General features: G+C 42.8%; 18 protein-coding genes. 6 read left to right on the plus strand and 12 right to left on the minus strand.

Annotated elements, in window-relative coordinates; all coding sequences use genetic code 11:
- Positions 1-71: 71 nt before the first annotated feature.
- Positions 72-527 carry a GreA/GreB family elongation factor gene (locus FN831_RS18565; RefSeq protein WP_142529686.1) on the plus strand — a complete coding sequence of 152 codons (456 nt, stop codon included), beginning with the start codon at positions 72-74 and terminating at the stop codon, positions 525-527.
- Between the two features lie 15 nt (positions 528-542).
- On the opposite strand, the gene FN831_RS18570 is transcribed toward FN831_RS18565, so the two are convergent.
- Both FN831_RS18570 and FN831_RS18575 read right to left on the minus strand, forming a co-directional pair.
- On the minus strand, positions 543-1,250 hold the full coding sequence (locus FN831_RS18570; RefSeq protein ID WP_142529687.1) for a hypothetical protein: 708 nt from the start codon (positions 1,248-1,250) through the stop codon (positions 543-545).
- Positions 1,251-1,537: 287 nt separating this feature from the next.
- On the minus strand, positions 1,538-2,413 hold the full coding sequence (locus FN831_RS18575; protein ID WP_142529688.1) for a polysaccharide deacetylase family protein: 876 nt from the start codon (positions 2,411-2,413) through the stop codon (positions 1,538-1,540).
- A gap of 252 nt (positions 2,414-2,665) precedes the next feature.
- On the opposite strand from FN831_RS18575, the gene FN831_RS18580 reads away from it, so the two are divergent.
- The gene (locus FN831_RS18580) at positions 2,666-5,170 is read left to right on the plus strand and encodes a S9 family peptidase (RefSeq protein ID WP_142529689.1); all 2,505 of its coding nucleotides are present in this window, start codon (positions 2,666-2,668) and stop codon (positions 5,168-5,170) included.
- A 165-nt stretch (positions 5,171-5,335) separates the two neighbouring features.
- On the opposite strand, the gene FN831_RS18585 is transcribed toward FN831_RS18580, so the two are convergent.
- On the minus strand, positions 5,336-5,965 hold the full coding sequence (locus FN831_RS18585; protein ID WP_142529690.1) for an outer membrane beta-barrel protein: 630 nt from the start codon (positions 5,963-5,965) through the stop codon (positions 5,336-5,338).
- A gap of 401 nt (positions 5,966-6,366) precedes the next feature.
- Here FN831_RS18585 and FN831_RS18590 point away from each other — a divergent pair, with 401 nt between their 5' ends.
- The gene (locus FN831_RS18590; protein ID WP_142529691.1) at positions 6,367-7,941 is read left to right on the plus strand and encodes a glycoside hydrolase family 130 protein; all 1,575 of its coding nucleotides are present in this window, start codon (positions 6,367-6,369) and stop codon (positions 7,939-7,941) included.
- Between the two features lie 47 nt (positions 7,942-7,988).
- Here the strand turns inward: FN831_RS18590 and FN831_RS18595 are convergent, their stop codons facing one another.
- The 5 genes from FN831_RS18595 to pyrE all read right to left on the minus strand — a co-directional run bounded on the left by FN831_RS18595 (position 7,989) and on the right by pyrE (position 15,374).
- Complete coding sequence (locus FN831_RS18595; RefSeq protein ID WP_142529692.1) at positions 7,989-8,990, minus strand: glycosyltransferase family 4 protein; 1,002 nt, start codon at positions 8,988-8,990, stop codon at positions 7,989-7,991.
- Entirely contained in the window at positions 8,990-11,266 is a 2,277-nt protein-coding gene (locus tag FN831_RS18600) for a glycosyltransferase family 4 protein (protein WP_142529693.1), read from the minus strand. The genes FN831_RS18595 and FN831_RS18600 overlap by 1 nt, the downstream gene beginning before the upstream one ends.
- 184 nt (positions 11,267-11,450) lie before the next feature.
- Positions 11,451-14,063: an ATP-dependent chaperone ClpB gene (gene clpB, locus FN831_RS18605; protein WP_142529694.1), complete on the minus strand. Its 2,613-nt coding sequence runs from the start codon at positions 14,061-14,063 to the stop codon at positions 11,451-11,453.
- 248 nt (positions 14,064-14,311) lie between these two features.
- The gene (locus tag FN831_RS18610) at positions 14,312-14,710 is read right to left on the minus strand and encodes an SRPBCC family protein (RefSeq protein ID WP_142529695.1); all 399 of its coding nucleotides are present in this window, start codon (positions 14,708-14,710) and stop codon (positions 14,312-14,314) included.
- 1 nt (position 14,711) lies between these two features.
- The gene (pyrE, locus tag FN831_RS18615) at positions 14,712-15,374 is read right to left on the minus strand and encodes an orotate phosphoribosyltransferase (protein WP_142529696.1); all 663 of its coding nucleotides are present in this window, start codon (positions 15,372-15,374) and stop codon (positions 14,712-14,714) included.
- 215 nt (positions 15,375-15,589) lie between these two features.
- On the opposite strand from pyrE, the gene FN831_RS18620 reads away from it, so the two are divergent.
- Positions 15,590-16,210: an NUDIX hydrolase gene (locus tag FN831_RS18620; RefSeq protein WP_185960534.1), complete on the plus strand. Its 621-nt coding sequence runs from the start codon at positions 15,590-15,592 to the stop codon at positions 16,208-16,210.
- A 110-nt stretch (positions 16,211-16,320) separates the two neighbouring features.
- Here the strand turns inward: FN831_RS18620 and coaD are convergent, their stop codons facing one another.
- Genes coaD through FN831_RS18635 form a run of 3 tightly spaced genes read right to left on the minus strand, consistent with a single transcriptional unit; the run spans position 16,321 to position 18,149 of the window.
- Positions 16,321-16,782: a pantetheine-phosphate adenylyltransferase gene (coaD, locus tag FN831_RS18625; protein ID WP_142529727.1), complete on the minus strand. Its 462-nt coding sequence runs from the start codon at positions 16,780-16,782 to the stop codon at positions 16,321-16,323.
- 3 nt (positions 16,783-16,785) lie between these two features.
- Complete coding sequence (locus FN831_RS18630) at positions 16,786-17,325, minus strand: RsmD family RNA methyltransferase (protein ID WP_142529698.1); 540 nt, start codon at positions 17,323-17,325, stop codon at positions 16,786-16,788.
- Complete coding sequence (locus FN831_RS18635; protein ID WP_142529699.1) at positions 17,316-18,149, minus strand: DUF3822 family protein; 834 nt, start codon at positions 18,147-18,149, stop codon at positions 17,316-17,318. Before FN831_RS18635 ends, FN831_RS18630 begins: the two co-directional genes overlap by 10 nt.
- 52 nt (positions 18,150-18,201) lie before the next feature.
- On the opposite strand from FN831_RS18635, the gene FN831_RS18640 reads away from it, so the two are divergent.
- Positions 18,202-19,656, plus strand: a complete 1,455-nt coding sequence (locus tag FN831_RS18640) for an ATP-dependent DNA helicase (RefSeq protein ID WP_142529700.1) — start codon at positions 18,202-18,204, stop codon at positions 19,654-19,656.
- Positions 19,657-19,990: 334 nt separating this feature from the next.
- Here FN831_RS18640 and FN831_RS18645 read toward each other — a convergent pair whose 3' ends face one another.
- The gene (locus FN831_RS18645) at positions 19,991-20,215 is read right to left on the minus strand and encodes a hypothetical protein (RefSeq protein ID WP_142529701.1); all 225 of its coding nucleotides are present in this window, start codon (positions 20,213-20,215) and stop codon (positions 19,991-19,993) included.
- Between the two features lie 253 nt (positions 20,216-20,468).
- On the opposite strand from FN831_RS18645, the gene FN831_RS18650 reads away from it, so the two are divergent.
- A complete protein-coding gene (locus tag FN831_RS18650) occupies positions 20,469-21,455 on the plus strand; it encodes an MBL fold metallo-hydrolase (RefSeq protein ID WP_221931354.1) in 987 nt (328 codons plus the stop codon).
- The last annotated feature ends 8 nt before the right edge of the window (positions 21,456-21,463 follow it).

Below are 21,463 nucleotides of genomic sequence, written 5' to 3' on the forward strand. Positions count from 1 at the left end.
TTGCAAAATAGAGGCTGACCGAATATTAGCGGCAGGTATAAGAACAAGTGTGATCCGGATAGAAAATTAAAATGGAAGATTTCAAAATCAAGTTATACCAGCGCTGCATGGATTTTGTGCTGCAGCGTATTGATACTGCCGAAACTGCGTTGAAACAGGCGCAGGAAGCCAGCAATGATGATACTAAAAGCAGTGCGGGAGACAAGTTTGAAACCACGCGGGAAATGATGCAGCAGGACATTGCAAGAAATAAAAACCTGCTGTTTGACGGGCAGCAGAATTTACAATTATTGTCTTCTCTGGAAAGTGTTCCTGCTGCGGGGGATACTGTCCGCAACGGAAGTGTGGTATATACTTCGAAAGGAATATTTTATATCAGCATCAGTGCAGGGCAGCTGAATGTGGATGATCAGGTCGTATTTGCAATTTCAGCAGCTTCGCCAATCGGGCAGCTGCTCACGGGAAAGAGGGCAGGTGATTCGTTCAGCTTTAACCAGAACGAATACACCATTAAGGATATTCACTAGTATATACCTGTCTAATCAATCTACTGCTGAAAAAGATGCTTTCACCTTTGTATAATAAAGTGTGGTTGTGCCCTCGTACCCGGAGTCTGTCCCAACATAAACCCAGGCTTCACCATTGCTGTCTGCTTTTCCGGTAAATTCTGCCGAACGGCTGATCAGGGCATAATCCGTTTTATTGGTGCCATTATCGATATCACCCATTTTTACCGCATCAACGCCCTCTCTCTCCTGGTTCCCTTTATCGATATTCATCACGTATAATGTACCTGTTGGATTCATCACCTTTTTAGGTTCCTCCAGTGTCATCCCGGCCTTTAAAATGACAGATCCACCCGGGCTGCCGCCCACACCGAGGTTGGACCTGAGCGCATTTGAAGCCAGCTCTACATCAACCTTCATTTTATACGTCTTGTTAGGGGACAATCCGGATACTTTTTTCTTGATGTACATAAACAAATCGTCACTGTGATTGATCCCCGACACCAATATGCCTTTGGACGTATTGTCTAAGGGGGCCGGTAATATTTCATGAGAGGATTTTAGTTCCCAGGGCACTTCCTTATCTTTTGGATAGTCTGAGAAACCTGCTGTCCAGGACTGGACGGAATGGTTAAAGCTGTCATCAATATCTCCCGTAGCGGGGTTAAAGGTGTCATGATCTTTACTGCATGAGAAAAGGAGTGGAGCGAACAAGATTGCGAGTGTTACGACTTTCAATTTCATTTCTTTAATCTTTAAATGATGAGTATTTTAATTATAGTTTAACATGCTGCTGTATATGTGCGCGGTGTGTTAAGCTATAAGTAAAACGGCTGCTTTTCAAAAAATGCTACAGTAATCTGCTCTTCCCCATTTATCCCGATCTTTTCCGGATGAGCCAGATGATTTCATGAATCTGATACTTAACAGAAAAAGCCCCCGGAGAGCGTCTAACGTTTGGGCTAGTCCATTCTCCGGAGGCTGTTCAGGGTATGTTTTTTGTCTCTGTGGAATCTTACAGGACTCGTTTTTTAAAAGCTGTTTTTGATGCTGTTGCTTAAAGTTTTTGGCGTCCAGTATCCGCTGGCGATAATCCTTCTGATCGTAAACAGTGGATTGTTTTCATCACGTTTGGTACCCAGGATAAATGCGCTTTTAAAGCCCCTTTTTTTCAACTCCGGAATCGCTTCAGGATTCCATAGTCCGAAAGGATAGGCAAAGTGGTGAATATTCTTTCCTGTAATTTCCTGCAGGGTTTTTGTCGGCTTGTCAATCTGGATCTCCCAGTCTTTGCCCTGGTATTTTTTCACATTGTGATGGTCCCAGGTATGTGAGCCAATGTCATTTCCTTTGTCAGACAGGTCTTTCACCTGAGCTTTGCTCATATAATGCGGCCTGCCTAAAGAAACAGTCATCACAAAATAAATTCCTTTATAACCATATTTTGTGAGTGTAGGCTCTGCAATAGTGTACTGGTCTACATCGGTGTCATCAAAGGTAAGAACGATAGGTTTACTTGGCAGGGCAGTGCCATTATTCAGGTAATCATAAAGCTGATCGGCCAGGATGGTGTGGTATCCGCTGTCGGCAAGCATTTTCATTTGTGCTTTAAATACAGCGATAGGTACAATATAATCTTTAGAAGTTTTGGAATCCGTAGGTTTCCAGTCGCGGATCTGGTGATAGCACAGTACTGGTACCTGTTTGCGCGCCAAAATGGTTTTTGCATCTGCAACTTTGACACCGGAAATGTCTACAGCTTTGGCTGTTGATGCCGGAGCAGATGTGCCGGAAGATTTAACAGTGGTATCTGCGCCTGCTTCTGCAACGCCTGTTTTAGATTTTGACTGACAGCCGGCACTCATTAACAGGGCCGCTGCCGTAATAGATAGGATATAGTGTTTCATTCAGGTATTGATATTTTTATGTGGCTGCAAAACTATGAAATCAGGAGTCAATATGCGATATAAAATACAAGCAATTATATTCATGCTCTAACTAGCCAATTTATTACAGTCATTATCCCGCTTTATCTGATATTATTAAATAATTTAGAAGCTTTTTATTAAATTATATACATGAAACTATGTTGATCCGTCAATTATAGTATAATTGATCAGCATGTCCGCACCGTCATTACTGTCAAAATTAATCTCTAAATGAAAAAACTCTACGTCTCTTTTCTGTTTGTCGCGCTTTGTTCCGGGGTATACGCCCAGTCGCGAACTTTTACCTTAACTGAAGCTGTCAGCGAGGCGCCAAAGGCGAATTATCAGCTGGCATCCAGGTTCTCGCCCAATAAAATAAAAAAGATGGTGTATTCCATCGCGGTAGATCCGCACTGGCTCAAGCTCAGTAATCGCTTCTGGTATGAATACGAGAACCCGGGCGGTAAACAGTGGTATGTTGTTGATCCTTCACAGCGAAGTAAAAAAGCGCTCTTCAATACCGCCAGTCTCGCTGCCGAAATCACGACCATCATCCGCGATCCCTTTGATGCGCAGCATTTGCCTATTGAGAACCTGAAGTTTTCAAAGGATGAGAAAAGTATCAGTTTTGAAATGAAAAGCTCTATTGATGAGCTAAAGAAAGACAGGAAAGATAAGAAGTCGGCCGACTCCATGCAGAAGAAGATCTTTTATTTTAATTACGATCTTGCGGCTGCAAAACTCAAAGAGGTCAAAAACTATGAAAAACCAAAGGCCAAGCCCGAATGGGGTTCTGTGGCCCCGGATTCGTCAGCAGTAATCTTTACCAGGAACTTCAACTTGTACTGGATGGATAAAGTGAACTATCTGAAGGCCGTAAAAAATGAGGACGACAGCACTATAGTGGAACATCAGCTAACCAAAGACGGTGTTAAATTTTATGCCTATGGCGATGATGGGGATGGCGAGGATAATGTTGAAAATGAGAAAAAAAATAAAAAGAGAAGGCCGGCACGTGTGTACTGGTCGCCCGATGCCAAACATTTTGTGCTCAACCGTGAAGACTCCAGGCTGGTGAAAGACCTTTGGGTGATTAATAATACTGCATCACCAAGACCGACGCTTGAAACCTACAAGTACGAAATGCCCGGTGAAAAAGAAACTCCAAAAAATGAAGTCCTGTTATTTGACTTTGCAGCGAAGTCGTTTAAAAAACTGAACGTTGCTGCATTTAAGGATCAAAGTGTTTCGCTCTGGCCTGCACCATCGCTCAATAAAGACAGGGATAATGAATTCCGGCCGTCTTTATGGCTCGGGGATAATAGCAAGCTGTACTTCTCCAGGACCAGCCGCGACCTGAAAAGGGTGGATATCTGTGCTGCGGAGATCAATACGGGTGTGGTAACTCCTGTGATTGAGGAGCGCTTTAATACCTATGTAGAGATCAACCGCCCCGGACTAGTGAAGAATACCGGTGAAATCATCCACTGGTCGGAACGCGATGGATGGGCGCATTTCTACCTTTTTGATGCAAAAGGTACACTGAAAAATCAGATTACAAAAGGTTCGTTCCACTGTGAAAGTATCGTGAATGTGGATGAGAAGAACCGTGTGCTGTACTTTACTGCTAATGGCAGAGAGGCAAAAGAAGATCCTTATTATCTTCATTTGTACCGGATCAATTTTGATGGCTCCGGGATGAAGTTGCTGAACACCGGGGATTTCGATCACCTGTCGAATATGAATGATGAAGCCAGTTATGTAGTAGATAATTACTCCAGAGTGAACACCATTCCGCAGTCGGTTGTGCTGGACAGGAACGGGATGAAGGTCATGACGCTGGAAACGGCCGACCTGTCTTTGCTGATGGCGGCAGGGTATAAGTTTCCTGAACCTTTAAAAGTAAAGGCAGATGATGGCGTGACTGATCTTTATGGTGTAATGTATAAACCATTTGACTTCGACCCGAAGAAAAAATATCCGATTATCGAATATGTATACCCTGGTCCGCAAACGGAAGCAGTCAATAAATCTTTTAACAAGAGTATGGACAGGACGGACCGTCTGGCACAGTTTGGCTATGTAGTGATTACTGTAGGAAACCGGGGCGGTAATCCGGCACGTTCCAAATGGTATCATACCTATGGCTACGGAAACCTTCGTGATTATGGACTGGCCGATAAAAAAGTGGCTGTAGAACAACTGGCGGACCGCTACAGTTACATCGATGCGGGCAGGGTAGGGATCACCGGCCACTCTGGTGGCGGTTTTATGTCGACCGCGGCCATGCTGGTATATCCGGATTTCTTCAAGGCGGCGGTATCCAATGCCGGTAACCACGACAATAGTATATACAATAGATGGTGGAGCGAGAAACATAATGGAGTGAAAGAGATTGTTTCTGCCAAAGGTGATACGACGTTTAAATATGCAATCGATAAGAACCCGGACCTGGCTAAGAATCTAAAAGGTCACCTGATGGTGATGGCGGGGGATATGGACAACAATGTGCATCCTGCCAATACAATCAAACTGGCGAGTGAGCTGATGAAGGCAGGTAAGAGATTTGAATTTGTGATCGTTCCGGGTGCGCGTCATGCCTTTGGTGCAATGACAGAATATGCGTTCTGGAAACTTGCAGATCATTTCAATAAATACCTGATCGGCGATTTCAGCCATTCGGAGGATGTGGATATCCTGGAGATGGACCGGGAGGTGGAGATGAGCGGGAAGTAAATATCACAAAGAAGTAGAATTAACCGGTAAGTAGAATTGGCCCGGGATTACAATCAGCCAGAAAGCAAACTGGAAGAGAATAATCAATGATTTTTAAGTACTAAAAAAGCCCCGGCGACATACCGGGGCTCTTCTCAAAAACTAAATCTGTAAAGTGCCTAAGTACTATAAGTAGAACTGAACACCAATTTTTGGAGCAAAGAAGTTCGCACCGATGTTGAAGTTTTTGCTTCCGCCATTATCGTTACCGTTAGCGTCTTTTGCATTGTAGTCATTGTAGCTGATACCATTAACAGAGAACTCGATACCGAATTTTTTGCTTGGGAAGAATGCGAAGCCTGGAGATAACGCAACACCAACATTATTGTCTTTGCTCACCTTAGTGAAGTTATCACCATTAACGTCTCCACGTTTAGTGTTACCAAATGACATTGGAACTGATAATTGTCCGAAGAATTTGAACTGGTCATTGATACCTTTATAACCACGTACAAATGGGTTTACTACAAATGCAGTTGTTTTTGTAGAGAAGCCTGTGTTTGGGTTAATCGTCAAATAGTTATAATATTTGTTGAACTGGTAACCAATACCTGTACCTACTGCAACGTCTTTTGCAATAAAATAACCTACACTTGGAACTACGGAGAAACTAATGTTTGATTTAGGGTTGCCATCAGTTTTACCTGAGTTTAACTCTACATCACCACCAACCATAAAATTTCCTTTTTCTGTTTGTGCCTGAGTTGTAAATGCTAATGCTGAAACAGCTAACAGGGATAGTAATAATTTTTTCATTTTATTTTGCTTTTTAATTTATAAATGAGCCAGGCGTCCTTGGTTTTAATGCCTGACTATGTTTGGCATATAGTCAACACTGATGCCAAAGAATATCCTGCAATGCAATCTGGAAATGCGGTTTTTTATAAATCGCTATCCGATAGTAAGATAAATTGTTTTAGTTTCGGCCTTATTATTTTACGATGACAATTAATGAAATCTTAACATGAAATTAACTTTGTCGGGTTTTCGGACAGTTTGACTTTCTTTGTTAATCTGTCAGGTTTTGTATGGGTTACGTGTCAGATTTTTTAATGTTATTTTAATTTCACTACTGGAAAAAAATAAATTTGAAGTGTTTCAAATAAAAAAATCTAAATTCATCAAACCTTTATGGCCCAGAAAAACGTTACTATATTATGAGACTATTAATTGAACGAAAACCAATAAAAGTATATCCTGACCCTAAGCGCGTTATCGCCAGATTCTTTTTTAATGGAGATGAACGGGCCAGAGAGGTAATCAGGAGAGTTGTAGCCCTACCTGACAATGAAGTATTTGGTCTCATTTCCCCAATACTGCAGGAGTATTCCAAGCGGCACAGGAATATTACCAAAATACTGGCCCGAAACTGCAAGAAGATAAAATATGCACTGGATGACCTGGATATTGACTATGAAAGCCTGAGCAAATATCAGCGTCTGCTGCTGGGATCATATTTCACACATGAGTATTCGATTGAGTCGGCCGCATTTTTTAATCCTTCAGTGGTAGAAGATCCGGACCAGTCTGAACTGGTAGAGGGAGAAAAAAGACTGATCATCAGCTTCAGGGCAGTTGGAGAAGGACACATCTCTTCTGTAGTATTCAGAAGGGCATTGGTAGACAGCAAAGGTAATATTACGGTACAGCCTGCCGGTAACTATATCGATGAAGCGGAGATTGTCCGAAATGCGGTCTACAATAAAAAGCTGTTCCTCAAAAAAGCTGCAGATTCCAGGATCGACCTGAATATCCTCGATGAACTGGGCGCAAAGCTGGAGGACAAATTTGATTATACTATTCTCAGGCGGATCATCCTGGATTCAAAGAATCTGCAGGAAGACGACCTAAAAAAACTGGAATATGATAAAGTGCTCTGGCTCTCGGATACCTATCATGAGATCAGCTTCTCCAGGGATACTGATATTTCAGACCGTGTCATCTTTCCGATATCAGAATTTGAACGCAAAGGAATTGAAGATGCCCGTTTTGTCCGCTTTGTGAAAGAGGATGGCAGCGTAATTTATTATGCCACCTATACTGCATTTGATGGCGCGATGATCATGCCTAAATTACTGCAGACAACAGATTTTTATGATTTTAAAATTAGTCCGCTGCATGGTGCCGGGGCTGCAAATAAAAACCTGGCTTTATTCCCGCGCAAGATCAACGGCAAATATGCAATGATCTCCAGGATTGATGGCTGGAACAATTACCTGATGTATTCAGATAAGCTTACTGTCTGGGATCATCCTGTAAAACTGCAACATCCTCAGTTTCCCTGGGAGTTTATCCAGATCGGTAACTGCGGATCTCCGATAGAGACTGAAGCAGGCTGGCTGATCATCACTCACGGTGTAGGTCCAATGCGCAGATATTGCCTGGGTGCCAGTCTCCTGGATCTGGAAGACCCTTCCAAAGAGATCGGGCGTTTAACGGAGCCCCTGGTTATTCCTAATAATGATGAAAGGGAGGGATACGTACCAAATGTGCTTTATTCCTGCGGTTCTATTATCCACAATGGCGAACTGATTATTCCATATGGATTATCTGATTATTGCTCTTCATTTGCAACGGTAAAAATTGATCTGTTGCTGGAGAAACTGCTGAGTGCCGGTGGTACAATACAGGAAACTATTCCAGTGCCGGAACCGAAAGATGCAAAAGTAAAGGGTGAATCAGCTGTGAAGGAACCTTCTTTTATTGAAGAAGCTGTGAAGGATAAGAAATAATCGCATAAAAGAGAAAAGCTTAGATTCATCTAAGCTTTTCTTATTTTCTATAATATCTGATGGTAGAGGGCAAGATAGTCTTCTACCATTTTTTCTTTGGAAAACTTTTGTGATGCCCATTCCGCGCAATATTTGCGGTCAATATTAGCAGTTGGTCTGAGGGCTTCAACTGCCTCATCAATATTAGCTACCAAAAAACCTGTCTTTTCATGCTGTATCAGTTCAGGCATGGACCCTCTGCTGAAAGCAATAACGGGGGTGCCACATAACATTGCTTCTGCGACACTTAATCCGAAGGGTTCATCAAAATTAATAGGATGTAAGAGCGCATAAGCGCCACCCAGTAGCTCGTTTCTTTTTTCAGGGCCTGCTGAACCAATGAACTCGATATCATCGCTGAGGAAAGGCTTAACCTTCTCATTAAAATAATTCTCATCCTGAACGATTCCTGCGATAATCAGTTTTTTCTTACTTTTCAGTGCGATCTGTATCGCTTCCCAGGTACCCTTGTCGGGATGGATCCTTCCAAAGAACAATAGATAGTCGCCTGCAACAGGATTAACCGTGAAATTAGCGGTATCCAGTCCGTTATAAACTGTAGCGAGGTAATCCAGGTCGGCATGGCGGTTGGCATCGCTGATGGACACATAGTGGCCTTTACTGTTATATTTTTGGTATACTGGTATAATCCTGTCAGAGGAAAAACCATGGATCGTAGTAATCACAGGTGTTTTCACCAGACCCGAGTAAGTCAGGGGCAGAAAATCGAAATGGTTGTGGATCAGATCAAAATCATCTGCTTGTTCCATCAGGTTGCTGATATGTAGACATTCAAGCACCTTTGCATCCTGTCCGCGTTGGTCCTCATATCCGATTTCTACCACACTGTTAAGGGTAGCATTGGTAACAGAATCACCTGTTGCAAACAGCGTCACATCCAGACCGGCAGCAACCAGGCCCTCGGTAAGGTTAGATGCCATTTGTTCCCAGGGACCGTAGTGGCGTGGAGGTGTTCTCCATGCCACGGGCGATAAAACGGCTATCTTCATTAAACAGCCTGTTCTTTCACTGGTTCATTTTCTTTTTTAGCACTGAATTCATATTCAAATTCAAGTGATTTCAACACGGTAAGGTGCGAGATCCAGTAAGCAAGTGTGCTTTCTGCACCCTGGTTCCTGTTGATGCCATGGGGCTGTATTCCGTCTCCGCAACCTTTGGTCTCGTAATCATATAAAGGCAGTCTCAGACTGTTTTCTCCAATGAACCACTGATAACTCAGGTACATCTGACTGATATATTTCAGGTCATGCGTAATCTCATAAGCTTTAAAGTACATCAGTACCATAGCCATTGTTTCAATGGCCTGCTGATCATAGATAGCCATATCCTTGTCGCGGTGCAGCCATCCGTCATTTCCAACCGGATTCAGGTAACCCTTGTCAAGTGTTTTTGCTGTCAGGTATTCCATGCTTTCAAGACCTATTGCCAAAGATTCCTGATCCTGTGTAGTCTCATAGTGAGATAACAGGGCCAGTGGTAATATGGCATTGTCATATGTTAGCTTTTCTTCAAACCAGTGCCAGTTTTCACCCTTATGGGCATTATATGCTGCTTTAAGTGGCGTAGCCAGTTTATTCAGTTCATTGATGAAATATTCATCAAAAGGCTGTGACTTGAGATAGCTGCTCAGACCGATCATTGTATTTGCCAGTCCCCTAAGATGCCTTAGCTTGTCAAAATGCGGTACAGACTTAATAAACAATTCTTTTGCAAATTCCCTGTAAGAATTATTTGGTGCATTATTGATCAGGTATCCTAACGACCAGATGGTTCTTCCAAAAGAATCTTCAGTACCTACTTCATCCAGATATTCTCTTCTGAAACTAAGGAAGTTTCTGAAGTTACCGTCATCCAGCTGCATATATTGAATATAACTGAGGTATACCGGCAACAGCTCAAGAGCTACCTTACTTTTATTTTGCTGCCAGGCCATAGTTACCATCAGCAAGGCCCTGGAGTTATCATCTACACAATATCCTTCTTTTAGATTTGGGATACCATATTTTGCATGCTGAACAATACCGGTATCATCTGTTAAACGCTGGATGTGTGCCATACTAAATGCAGGCATCATTTCAGGATCAACGATCGGCTTGTTTTCATCCGGTATCACCTGTGCATCAATGATCGCTTCCTGAAGGGTATTGATAAATACACTTCCGGTATTTGGCCAGCGCAGGTGCAAACCATAATTATAGGCGTTCTGCTTTAGCTCATGCAGCTGATCTTTATTCTCGAATAAATCGTTTACGATATCTGACAGTGCATCGGCATCTTTGAAATCGAAGAGCTTGCCCCGGTTTTCATCCAGCAGCTCCTGGGCATGCCAGTAAGGAGTAGAAATTACTGCTGCTCCGGCACCAACTGCATAAGATAAGGTTCCGCTGGTGATTTGCGCTTCGTTCAGATACGGAGTGATATACATATCTGCTGCCGTCAGGTAGTCGTAGAGTTCTTCCTCAGAAACAAACTTGTTGATGAAAATCAGGTTTTTATCTACATTTAGTTTCTTTGCCAGTCTTTTCAGGCTGTCCCTGTATTCCTCACCGGAATTTTTGATTACTCCCGGGTGTGTAGTACCAAGAATTACGTATAATACGTCAGGATTTTTTGCTACAATTTTCGGCAATGCCTCAATCACTGTTTCCAGTCCTTTATTACGGCTGATCAGTCCGAAAGTGAACAATACCTTTTTGTCTTTAAAGGTAAGAGAGTTGCGGACATCATTATGAATTTTTGGCTCAAGATCCGGAACACCATGTTCGATCAGTTTAATTTTATCTTCAGGAATACCATAGATGCTAGTTAGAAATGTAACTGCGCGATGGCTCATCACTACCAGTTTAGAAGAGTACTTTGCAATTTCCCTGATGATGGTTAACTGCATATACGATGGATCCTTCAGTATGGTGTGAAGAATTGTAATCAGCGGTTTTTGTAAACGCGCAATCAGCGGAAGGATGTAAACACCACTCTCACCGCCGTAAATTCCAAACTCGTGTTCTAAAATGCAGACATCTGTTAAACTTGTATTGATATAATCTGCAGCACGGATATAGTCTTTTTGGTTTTCCTGTCTGATGGTATATTGAACTTCGCTCGGGTACTCGTAAGTACTGAGATCTTCCGAATCCGTCATTGCAACTACAAAGCTATCAGCCGAAACCGATTTAGTATCGTGGGCGATCGCTTTTAAAAGGTTGTTATTAAATGTTGCAATTCCGCATTCACGGGGAGGGTACGTGGATATATAAGCTATTTTCATTGGGATACAATAAATTGAATTCTACTATCTAATCAATTATTCAGCCATATTGTTTGTAACTTGTCTATTAGAAAATATTTTTGGCTAAAATGACCCTTCCTGCACAAATATTATTACACTGGAATTTAAAAGGCATAAAAAAGCCGGCTATTATTTTGAAATATCCGGCTTTTGATTTGTTTACTTAGTTTTCAGCCTTTTCAGTAGCTGTATTGAGGAATACAAAGTGGTTGTCGAACATGTCCAGCCTGATCTTGCTGTCCTTAGCTACCTTTCCGGCAAGTATCTCTTTAGACAATTCATTCAAAATCCGTTTCTGTATCACTCTTTTCAGCGGTCTCGCACCAAACTGAGGATCGTAGCCTAATTCCGCAAGCCAGTCCAATGCCTCCACAGATGCCTCAATTTGTACACCCATTTCTGCAAGCGTTTCCTGTACATGCCTGAACTGCAGTTCTGCGATGTTTCTCACTTCGCTGCGGTTTAGAGGTGTGAACATGATCAGTTCATCTATCCTGTTCAGGAATTCTGGTCTGATCGTTTGTTTGAGCAATTCGAACAGCTCATTTTTGGTTTTGGCAATTACTTCATCCCTGTTGTTGTCATCCAGTTCCTTAAAATTATCCTGGATCAGGTGCGAACCTATATTTGAGGTCATGATGATGATTGAATTTTTAAAGTTCACGGTACGGCCTTTATTGTCCGTCAGGCGCCCATCGTCAAGTACCTGCAGCAGAATGTTAAAAACATCAGGGTGGGCTTTTTCAATCTCGTCAAGCAGCACTACGGAATATGGTTTACGGCGTACAGCTTCTGTGAGCTGACCACCTTCATCGTATCCTACGTATCCCGGAGGCGCACCGATCAGTCTTGATACGGCATGTCTTTCCTGGTATTCACTCATATCAATACGGGTGAGTGCATTCTCATCGTTAAAAAGAAATTCTGCCAAAGCTTTGGCAAGCTCTGTCTTTCCTACACCGGTTGTTCCGAGGAAGATAAAGGATCCAATAGGTTTGCGTTTATCCTGTAATCCTGCCCTTGAACGGCGGATCGCATCAGAGATCGCCTCAATAGCCTCATCCTGTCCCGCTACGCGTTTGTGCAGTTCATCTTCAAGGTGCAGTAGTTTTTCACGTTCACTGGACACCAGCTTGGTTACAGGGATTCCTGTCCAGCGCGCAACTACACCTGCAATATCATCAGCGGTTACCTCTTCCTTCAGCATACGGCCTTCGCCCTGCTGGCTTTCCAGGGTTACTTTTAGCTCTTCTGCCTTATCCTGTGCCTCCTTGATCTTACCATAACGGATCTCTGCCACCTTGCCATAATCTCCCGCACGTTCTGCCTGGTCGGCTTCGAGTTTGTAGTTTTCGATCAGTTCAAGTTGTGTGTTGATGCCATCTACCACATCCTTTTCGCCCTGCCATTTGGCTTTCAGCTGGTCACGTTCTGCAGAGAGGTTTGCAATTTCTTCTCCCAGGGATTTTACCTTTTTATCGTCGTTCTCGCGCTTGATCGCTTCTCTTTCAATTTCCAGCTGCATGATCTTACGATCGAGTTCATCCACATTTTCAGGGACACTGTCCATTTCCAGGCGAAGTTTAGAAGCTGCCTCATCCATCAGGTCGATTGCTTTATCCGGCAGGAACCTGTCGTTAATATAACGCTGCGACATTTCCACCGCGGCAATAATCGCTTCGTCGCGTATCGTTACTTTATGGTGGGTTTCATATCTTTCTTTCAGTCCGCGTAAAATTGAAATTGCATCCTGTGTATCAGGTTCATCTACCACCACTTTTTGAAAACGGCGTTCCAAAGCTTTATCTTTTTCCAGGTATTTCTGGTACTCGTCCAACGTTGTGGCTCCGATAGCGCGCAGTTCCCCGCGTGCCAAAGCAGGTTTAAGGATATTTGCCGCGTCCATTGCGCCCTCGCCGCCACCGGCACCTACCAGCGTGTGGATCTCGTCAATAAACAGGATGATATCGCCATCGCTTTGTGTCACTTCTTTTACCACTGCTTTCAGGCGTTCTTCAAATTCTCCCTTATATTTTGCTCCCGCGATCAGTGCGCCCATATCCAGGGAATACACGGTCTTGGTTTTTAAATTTTGTGGTACATCGCCTTTGATAATCCTGAATGCGATACCCTCGGCAATCGCAGTTTTACCTACGCCAGGTTCACCGATCAGGATCGGATTGTTTTTAGTCCTGCGCGAAAGAATCTGGATTACCCGGCGGATTTCTTCATCACGGCCGATCACAGGGTCAAGCTTGCCTGATTCTGCATATTCATTCAGGTTTCGCGCGTATTTATTTAAAGCATTGTAAGTTGCTTCAGCATTCTGGTCTGTAACGCGGTTATCTCCCCGTAAAGCTGCAATTGCTTTCTTGAGGTCTTTCTCTGTTACGCCCTGATCCTTTAATAATTTCGCAGTATTGTCATTTACCGCAAGCAGGCCCAGTAATACATGCTCAACAGAAACAAACTCATCTTTGAATTCTTTCAGGTAAGACTGTGCTTTTTGAAGGGCAGAATTTGACCCTGAAGAGAGGTATCCATTGCTTCCGCTTACCTTAGGGAATTTAGCAATCTGTTCATCCAGTTGCAGGTTTAAGTTATTGAGGTTAACGTTGAGTTTTTTGAGTACATAAGAAACTACATTTTCATCAACAGTGAGCAGGCCTTTAAGCAGGTGAGCTGTCTCAATAGCCTGTTGCTGGTTGCCTTGGGCTATTTCAGAAGCCTGTTGAATCGCTTCCTGTGCTTTGATAGTAAAGTTGTTGAAGTTCATGTCCAATGGCGATCAAAACAGATGCCATCTTACTCAGACAGCAGGTATCGGAAATTCTGTCTGTAAATTATATTTTTAACTGAATAAATGACTGCTGTTAAGTGTATTGTGCTGAATTTTTGTCTGAGTATAATGATCGGCCGGATCTTAATCGAGGGCGATAAAAAGCAAAACCCCAGTGTGAATAAACTTTGCCTGAGAGCTGGGTATATTCATACTGGGGTTTTTTATGGTAATTGAAAATCCTTCTATTTCAGAATTTCGGTCAGACGCGCGGTCTGGTGGTCAACCAGTTTCTGCAAAGGCCCTGAGGCCAGCATTTTCATCATCATATTCAGATCTGCTAAGAGGATGTGTCTGGCGGTAGTTGTACCGTCACCGTTATCTTCTACAGTCCATTTCATTTCAATATCAAAAGGTGCTTCTTCAGAAGGAACAGCAGTAACTTCCTTGTTTTCAATGCGGCTTGCTACCTTAATAGACAGCTTGGCCATATTCTGAATGGTAAACGTTGCTTCGTCTGCGGTCGATGTCCAGTTGTAGATATTATCCGGCATCAGTTGCTGATGGTTGTTCAGGTCGGCTAAATAAGTATAAACTTGTTCTATGGGCTTGTTTACCACAGTTGCACTTTCAATAACGGTCATACTATGCTGGATTTTTATCTAAATTTTGTCCCCATTCTGATGGGTTCCTGCGCCATTGGTTCAATACGTCTACATCACTTTGTGCAATAAAGCTATTTTCTGCTGCGTATTCTATTAACGTATTATAATTAGATAATGTTGCAAAGCGGCATTTCGCTTCTTTAAAGTTTTCTTCGGCGATGTCAAATCCATAGGTAAAGATAGAGACCAGGCCGGCAACGGATAAGCCTGCATCTTTCAAAGCATTTACAGCCTGTAAGCTGCTCTTACCAGTAGAGATCAGGTCCTCTACAACTACTACACGCTGGCCTTCAACGATTTCTCCTTCTATCAGACTGCCTGTACCATGTTCTTTGGCTTTGGCCCTTACGTAGGCAAAAGGTAATCCTAATTCCTGTGCTACCAGCACGCCCTGTGGTATACCGGCAGTGGCTACACCTGCAATCAGGTCAACAGAACCAAATTCTTCCTGTATGAGCTGTGTAAGTTTTTGTCTGATGTATGTTCTTATTGAGGGATGGGAGAGCGTTACCCGATTATCGCAATAAATAGGAGATTTCCAACCTGAAGCCCATGTGAAGGGGTTATTGGGCTGTAATTTTATTGCTTTAATTTGAAGTAAAAATTCAGCTACCTTTAATTCAATATCACTTTTATTATACATGCTACAAAATTACTCAAAATAATACCTTTCTCGTATAGGCCAATTGTCCTTTTTTTGCCAGCAATTGATACTCAATGTGATAAATAGAAAGTAGTGGATTTAAAACTAAATAATACACTAATCCTCTTTGTAAAGCTTAGATTTTTTATACATTTATTTCCTGAAATATCCGATAAGGCCTGCCGGAAAGGGCATTTTTAATAACGATCATACTGATGAAAATATACAGGATTTACATTAACGACAATACACTCATTATAGCGGATAAATTACCGGAACAAACGGAAATAATCCAGACGATAGAAGAGAAGGGGTTTAACTTCAAAGCTTTTTATGAGAAACTGGGCAAACTTTCTGCAACCCCGCACGCAATTATCAGTGAAGATCCTAAAACACTTTTTCAGAAGATAAAAAAGAGCCTTACCATCATTAAAGCTTCGGGCGGATTGGTAAAGAATGCCAAAGGAGAATACCTGTTTATCTTCAGGAATAAGAAGTGGGACCTTCCAAAAGGTAAGGTAGAAAAGGGAGAGGGCATGAAAGAGGCAGGCCTGCGCGAGGTGGAAGAAGAGTGTGGTGTAAAGATCAGCAGTAACAACGAGCGTCTGTGCAAAACCTATCATGTGTATGAGATGAGCGGAAAGCTGGTGCTAAAAAGGACCAACTGGTATAGCATGACTGTTAAGGGAGTGCCTAAGCTTGTTCCCCAGAAAGAGGAGGGGATTACTAAAGCAGAATGGCTTAGTGCGTCAGATCTGAAACCGGTGCTTAAAAATACTTATCCCTCTATTGTTGATGTCCTAAAAGCAGGCAAGCTCATCAAAGAAATGTTTTAAGGCATCGTGCCCTATATGCTATAGGTTGACTTATCTACAGCCTGAGTTATTTTTTTATGTATAAGCAGCACCCTTGTCGATGGCGACCGATTAATGCCATAGGATGGAGGCTATAAGAACGGAAGTGCTTCCGTTGGCATGAATGGCGTAACGTCTCCGTGATTACGAAGGATGTCCCTCACAATTGTAGAACTGATCGCCGAGTATTCAGGCTTGCTCAGGATAAATATCGTTTCCATTTGAGGCATCATCGTCTGGTTGATCTGCGCGATGGCCTTCTCATATTCATAATCCCCGACAGAACGAATTCCGCGGATCATATAGGAAGCATCAATCTTTTTGCAGAAATCCACTGTTAAACCTTCGTACAACTGTACGTCGATGTTGTTATAGTTGGCGAATACAGATTTTACCATTTCCTGCCGTACTTCTCCAGATAGAAAACTATGTTTAGAACTGTTTATGCCAATTCCAATCACCACTTTATCAAACAGCGGCAATGCGCGTTTAAGAATATCTGCATGTGCAATAGTGAGAGGGTCAAAGGATCCGGGGAAAAGTGCAATCTTCATCATCTAAGGTGTGTAATCAAAAAAACTGAATGAGGAATTTCCATATCTGCGGGTTTCTGTAAAACCCGGCTGATCATTTAATTTGAGTAGCGATGGATGTTCTACCACCAGGAGGCCGTTTTCTGTGAGTAGCTTATTTTTGGCCACCAGCTGTGGGATCAGGGGAATAGTTGGCAGGTCGTACGGCGGATCAGCAAAAATGATCTGGTACGTTTTGTTATGCTGTTCCAGGAATTTGAATACATCAGCTTTTTTCAGTTCGATCTCTGTCAGTTTGTACTTGTCTATCACTGACTGTACCCAGTAAATGCATCCGGAATGTTTATCTACTGCTGTTACATGTTTGATCCCGCGTGAGGCAAATTCAATGCTGATGTTCCCTGTACCGCAGAAGAGGTCGAGCACTTCACAGCTGTCAAACTCATAGGTATTGTAAAGAATATTGAATAATGCCTCTTTGGCCATATCCGTTGTGGGCCTTACAGGAAGGCTGGCAGGCGCATTCATGCGGATACCTTTAAGTTTACCGCCAATTATACGCATAAGTCGAGAGCTAGTAGGCTGCTATAGTAGTGAGCAGGCATATCATCAAGTATAGCATGATCAAACTGATCAGCCGGGGGAAGATTAAAATGGAGTTCGCCGAAGTACTTGCTGAGGCAGCTGTAATAGCCGTCATCCTGGTGAATGATGCCGCTCAGCAATACCGTTGAGCAGGAGGGGTCCAGTTTAAGTTCCTGGATCAACAGTAAAAGGTAATAATTGAACTCTTCGGGAGTGTCGATCTGGAAGGTATTCTGAAAGATCATTTTACGGTTTTCCAGCAGCAGTACATTGAAAGAGCCAACTGTAAAATCAAGCAGCAGTGAAGTTCCTTTAGCGGCAGAGCCCAATGCCAGCAGTGGGGTATGGTGTTCATACCGGGCAGCACTGGCCAGTGATTTATCCAGCGTCTCTTCTATAAATTGTTCGAAATTGAAAACCGATGTAAATCCGAATTTTGCAAAGGGACGTGTATACAAATTTGCTGATGATGCTTCTGCAAAGAAATTCGCATAGCTATTCAGCTCATTCCTGTTGAAAAGACTGTTTGGGATAGCAATGGTATTGGGTGTATATACTGACACCTTGATCTCTCTGAAGGATAAGCTCAGATAGCTGTCTCTCTTTAAGGCAGTGGCCAGTTCAGCAGTCGTATCTTCACATTCCTGCTGGTCAAAAACAGCCTTCAGCTGCCTGCTGTGTTTGTCAATTATCGCATATGAAAAGCTGTCTGCGGTAATTTTCAATAACAAATTACAGTCTGAGGCAGTATTGGGATCAAACTCAGGATCCACTAATAAAATGCTGTTTTTACTATTGTTCATCTTAGCAAAATTAATTCTTTTTTCTATAACCACACCATTGCATATTTGTAAAATGGATAAAGCCGGAATAATTGTACAGTCATACCAGTTTCAGCCGACTGCCGAGCAGCTTGTTTTCTGTCGGCAAATGGCAGAATTTTTATCGGGAGAGCTTGACCGCCGGTGTTTTATCTTACGCGGATATGCGGGTACGGGTAAAACAACATCGGTAGCAGCACTGGTAAAAGCGTTGCCGGCATTTCAGTTCCGTGCTGCTTTACTTGCACCAACAGGACGCGCGGCTAAAGTGATGACCACCTATTCGGGTCGGACAGCCCTCACGATCCATAAAAAGATCTACCGGAAAAAGTCGGCCGTTTCTACAGATATGGCTTTCCAGCTGGCGCCAAACCTGGCCGAACGTACCCTTTTTATTATTGATGAGGCTTCCATGATCGCAGATGAGTGGAATACCCAGAGCGGTTCATCGTTTTTAAAAGATGTGATGGAATTTATTTATAACGGCAAAAACTGCGGGGTGCTGTTTGTGGGCGATACCGCGCAGCTGCCACCCGTAGGCAGCCTGGATTCTCCCGCCTTAAATAAAGCTTACATTGAGCAGGGCTTTGGTTTAAAGGTAATGGAAACAGAACTCAAAGAAGTAGTGCGGCAGGGACAGAAATCCGGTATTTTAGCTAATGCTTCAATGCTGCGCAATCTGATCAATGCACATATTGAGAAAGCCAGAGAGGGTAGTACCGAAGGAATTAACCTGCCGAAGTTTATTACCAAAGGTTATAAAGATATTTTCCGCATGACGGGACTTAAACTTGTAGAGGGCCTTGAATATGCCTATCGTAAATTTGATATCGAAAACTCCCTTGTGGTATGCCGCTCCAACAAATCGGCCAATGTATATAACCAGCAGATCAGAGTGCGCTTGTTGTATCGCGAGGAGGAGTTAACAGGGGGCGATCAGATTATGGTAGTGCGCAATAATTATTTCTGGCTGCCTGATAATGAGGCTACGTCCTTTATCGCCAATGGCGATATGGCGAGGATTGTAAGGGTGAGAAATGAAGAAGAACGCTATGGATTCCGCTTTTCTGAAGTACAACTGGAATTTCTGGATTATCCCGAGGCGGGACATGTCACCTGTAAAGTAATGCTGGACACCCTGCAGGGCGAAACACCCAATCTCTCGTATGAAGACAGTAAAAAACTTTTTGAAGGCCTCAACGAAGACTATATCCATATAGCCAACAAGCGGGAGCGGATGCTGGCCATCAAGCAGGATCCTTTTTACAATGCGCTGCAGATTAAATTTGCCTATGCGGTAACCTGCCATAAAGCGCAGGGCGGGCAATGGGATGCCGTATTTGTTGATCAGGGATACCTCACCGATGAAATGGTTGATGTAGAGTTTCTTAGGTGGCTGTATACTGCGGTAACAAGATCCAAAAAAGAACTGTTCCTCGTGAATTTTTCCTCTAACCTGTTTACAGAACCCGCGGAAGAGAGCTACTAGCCTTCTTCTTATGAAAATTGGGTAAACAGTATCCTGCACCTTTGAAATTTCCCGGTTCAGGAAGTTTCAAAGGGCCTGGTTTACTAATATTTTGTATGATCCTTAGTGCTTGTCTTCAGTGCTTTTCTTGCCTACTAAAAAAGTAAGGGAGTAAGCAGCAACGGCAATAATGATACACAGAATAAGGATGATGGTAGTTACTTCGGTATTAGACATGGTGTGTGATTTTTCTGGTAATTAGCAGGTAAATTTATTTCTGATCAAAAGTAAGAAAATATGGGAAAATTAAGAACAATTCGGGTAACAAAATCAACGGGCCAACACCTGTGCCGAATTAGTTTACTACTCCTAAATTCTCTTCTATTGCCTTGCCAATAGAGCCCAGAGGAAAATCTGTAGCATAGTCACTCTGTAGCAATACTTTCCACTTTCCACTGTATCTGTTCCTCGTAATCTCGCACAGGCCCTTTGGGTGGATAATTTTATAAATATTAATAGTTGCTACTGGCTGTTCAACTTTATAGGTTTCCTGGTCTACATTAATGTTTATACTTTTCATAATTCTTATTTTAAATATCTGGTTACACCTATATAGAGACAGTAACCCTGCCATTACAACTAAAAGCTTTATCAGCAGAAACAGTTAATTTTATGCTTATCAGTGATAATAATTCATACTATAACGATGCAAGTCCCATGCTGCCTGATAAAGAAATAGCTGTATTGTTTAATTATCTGAAATGTGGCTAAACACGGTATGATGTGTTTTAGAGTCTGATAAAAAAAGATATATTTGTTAGTAAACAGCTTTCATGTACGCTGTAGTCCAGTTTATGGTAAAAAATAGCGGCATTCTCCTTTTTTGTTTCTTCATATTTTGTCTTGCCGGTGTGCAGGCACAGTCGCCAAACGGGCATTCATTCAAAGTAGTGCCGCTGGGTGTGAAAGGGGGGCTCGATGAGAGTAACCTTTCATCTTATATGATCGCCCCTACGGGCAGTGACGATTTTATTTGTGCAGATGCAGGAACAGTACGCCATGGTATTGATGTGGCTGTTGCATCAAAAGTTTTTAAAGGCAGTGCCGATGCAGTGCTCAAAGAGAATATCAAAGGATATTTGATTTCGCACGGCCACCTGGACCATGTTGCCGGCCTGATCATGAACTCGCCCGAAGACTCAAAAAAAAATATCTATGCGCTGCCTTCTGTAGCCGCCGTTCTGAAGGACAAATATTTTACGTGGCAGGCCTGGGCCAACTTTACCAATGAGGGCGATCTTCCGCATCTTGATAAGTATAGCTATGTTTATCTCAAAGAAAAGGAGAAAGTTGCCCTGGCAGGAACGCAGATGCAGGTTCTGGCATTTCCGCTGAGCCATGGCCCATCCTATGAAAGTACTGCTTTTCTCATCAGTCATGAAAGCGATTGCCTGCTGTACCTGGGTGATACCGGTGCTGACCAGATTGAAAAGTCGGATCGCCTGCAGCAGCTTTGGACAGCTATTGCACCATTCATCAAAGATCATCAGCTGAAAGCTATTTTTATAGAAACGTCTTTTTTTGATAAACAACCTGAGAAATTACTTTTCGGTCATCTTACACCGCATTTACTAATGCAGGAACTGCAGAAGCTTGCTGAACTGTCAGGCCTGGATAACCTTAAACAAGTACCCATTGTAATCACCCATATGAAAGCGTTTGGTGCTGCAGAACAGGAACTGGTATCGGAATTGAAGAAGGATAACCAGCAGGGCTTTAAACTGGTATATCCGGTGCAGGGCAAAATCCTGTTATTTTAATACATCCC

Origin of the sequence: Pedobacter westerhofensis (assembly GCF_900182595.1) — a bacterium.
Lineage (GTDB): Bacteria > Bacteroidota > Bacteroidia > Sphingobacteriales > Sphingobacteriaceae > Pedobacter > Pedobacter westerhofensis.

Excerpts from the sequence above, each read along its gene's own strand:
- FN831_RS18565 (WP_142529686.1), top strand. The coding sequence starts at position 72 with ATGGAAGATTTCAAAATCAAGTTATACCAGCGCTGCATGGATTTTGTG.
- FN831_RS18570 (WP_142529687.1), bottom strand. The coding sequence starts at position 1,250 with ATGAAATTGAAAGTCGTAACACTCGCAATCTTGTTCGCTCCACTCCTT.
- FN831_RS18575 (WP_142529688.1), bottom strand. The coding sequence starts at position 2,413 with ATGAAACACTATATCCTATCTATTACGGCAGCGGCCCTGTTAATGAGT.
- FN831_RS18580 (WP_142529689.1), top strand. The coding sequence starts at position 2,666 with ATGAAAAAACTCTACGTCTCTTTTCTGTTTGTCGCGCTTTGTTCCGGG.
- FN831_RS18585 (WP_142529690.1), bottom strand. The coding sequence starts at position 5,965 with ATGAAAAAATTATTACTATCCCTGTTAGCTGTTTCAGCATTAGCATTT.
- FN831_RS18590 (WP_142529691.1), top strand. The coding sequence starts at position 6,367 with ATGAGACTATTAATTGAACGAAAACCAATAAAAGTATATCCTGACCCT.
- FN831_RS18595 (WP_142529692.1), bottom strand. The coding sequence starts at position 8,990 with ATGAAGATAGCCGTTTTATCGCCCGTGGCATGGAGAACACCTCCACGC.
- FN831_RS18600 (WP_142529693.1), bottom strand. The coding sequence starts at position 11,266 with ATGAAAATAGCTTATATATCCACGTACCCTCCCCGTGAATGCGGAATT.
- clpB (WP_142529694.1), bottom strand. The coding sequence starts at position 14,063 with ATGAACTTCAACAACTTTACTATCAAAGCACAGGAAGCGATTCAACAG.
- FN831_RS18610 (WP_142529695.1), bottom strand. The coding sequence starts at position 14,710 with ATGACCGTTATTGAAAGTGCAACTGTGGTAAACAAGCCCATAGAACAA.
- pyrE (WP_142529696.1), bottom strand. The coding sequence starts at position 15,374 with ATGTATAATAAAAGTGATATTGAATTAAAGGTAGCTGAATTTTTACTT.
- FN831_RS18620 (WP_185960534.1), top strand. The coding sequence starts at position 15,590 with ATGAAAATATACAGGATTTACATTAACGACAATACACTCATTATAGCG.
- coaD (WP_142529727.1), bottom strand. The coding sequence starts at position 16,782 with ATGAAGATTGCACTTTTCCCCGGATCCTTTGACCCTCTCACTATTGCA.
- FN831_RS18630 (WP_142529698.1), bottom strand. The coding sequence starts at position 17,325 with ATGCGTATAATTGGCGGTAAACTTAAAGGTATCCGCATGAATGCGCCT.
- FN831_RS18635 (WP_142529699.1), bottom strand. The coding sequence starts at position 18,149 with ATGAACAATAGTAAAAACAGCATTTTATTAGTGGATCCTGAGTTTGAT.
- FN831_RS18640 (WP_142529700.1), top strand. The coding sequence starts at position 18,202 with ATGGATAAAGCCGGAATAATTGTACAGTCATACCAGTTTCAGCCGACT.
- FN831_RS18645 (WP_142529701.1), bottom strand. The coding sequence starts at position 20,215 with ATGAAAAGTATAAACATTAATGTAGACCAGGAAACCTATAAAGTTGAA.
- FN831_RS18650 (WP_221931354.1), top strand. The coding sequence starts at position 20,469 with ATGTACGCTGTAGTCCAGTTTATGGTAAAAAATAGCGGCATTCTCCTT.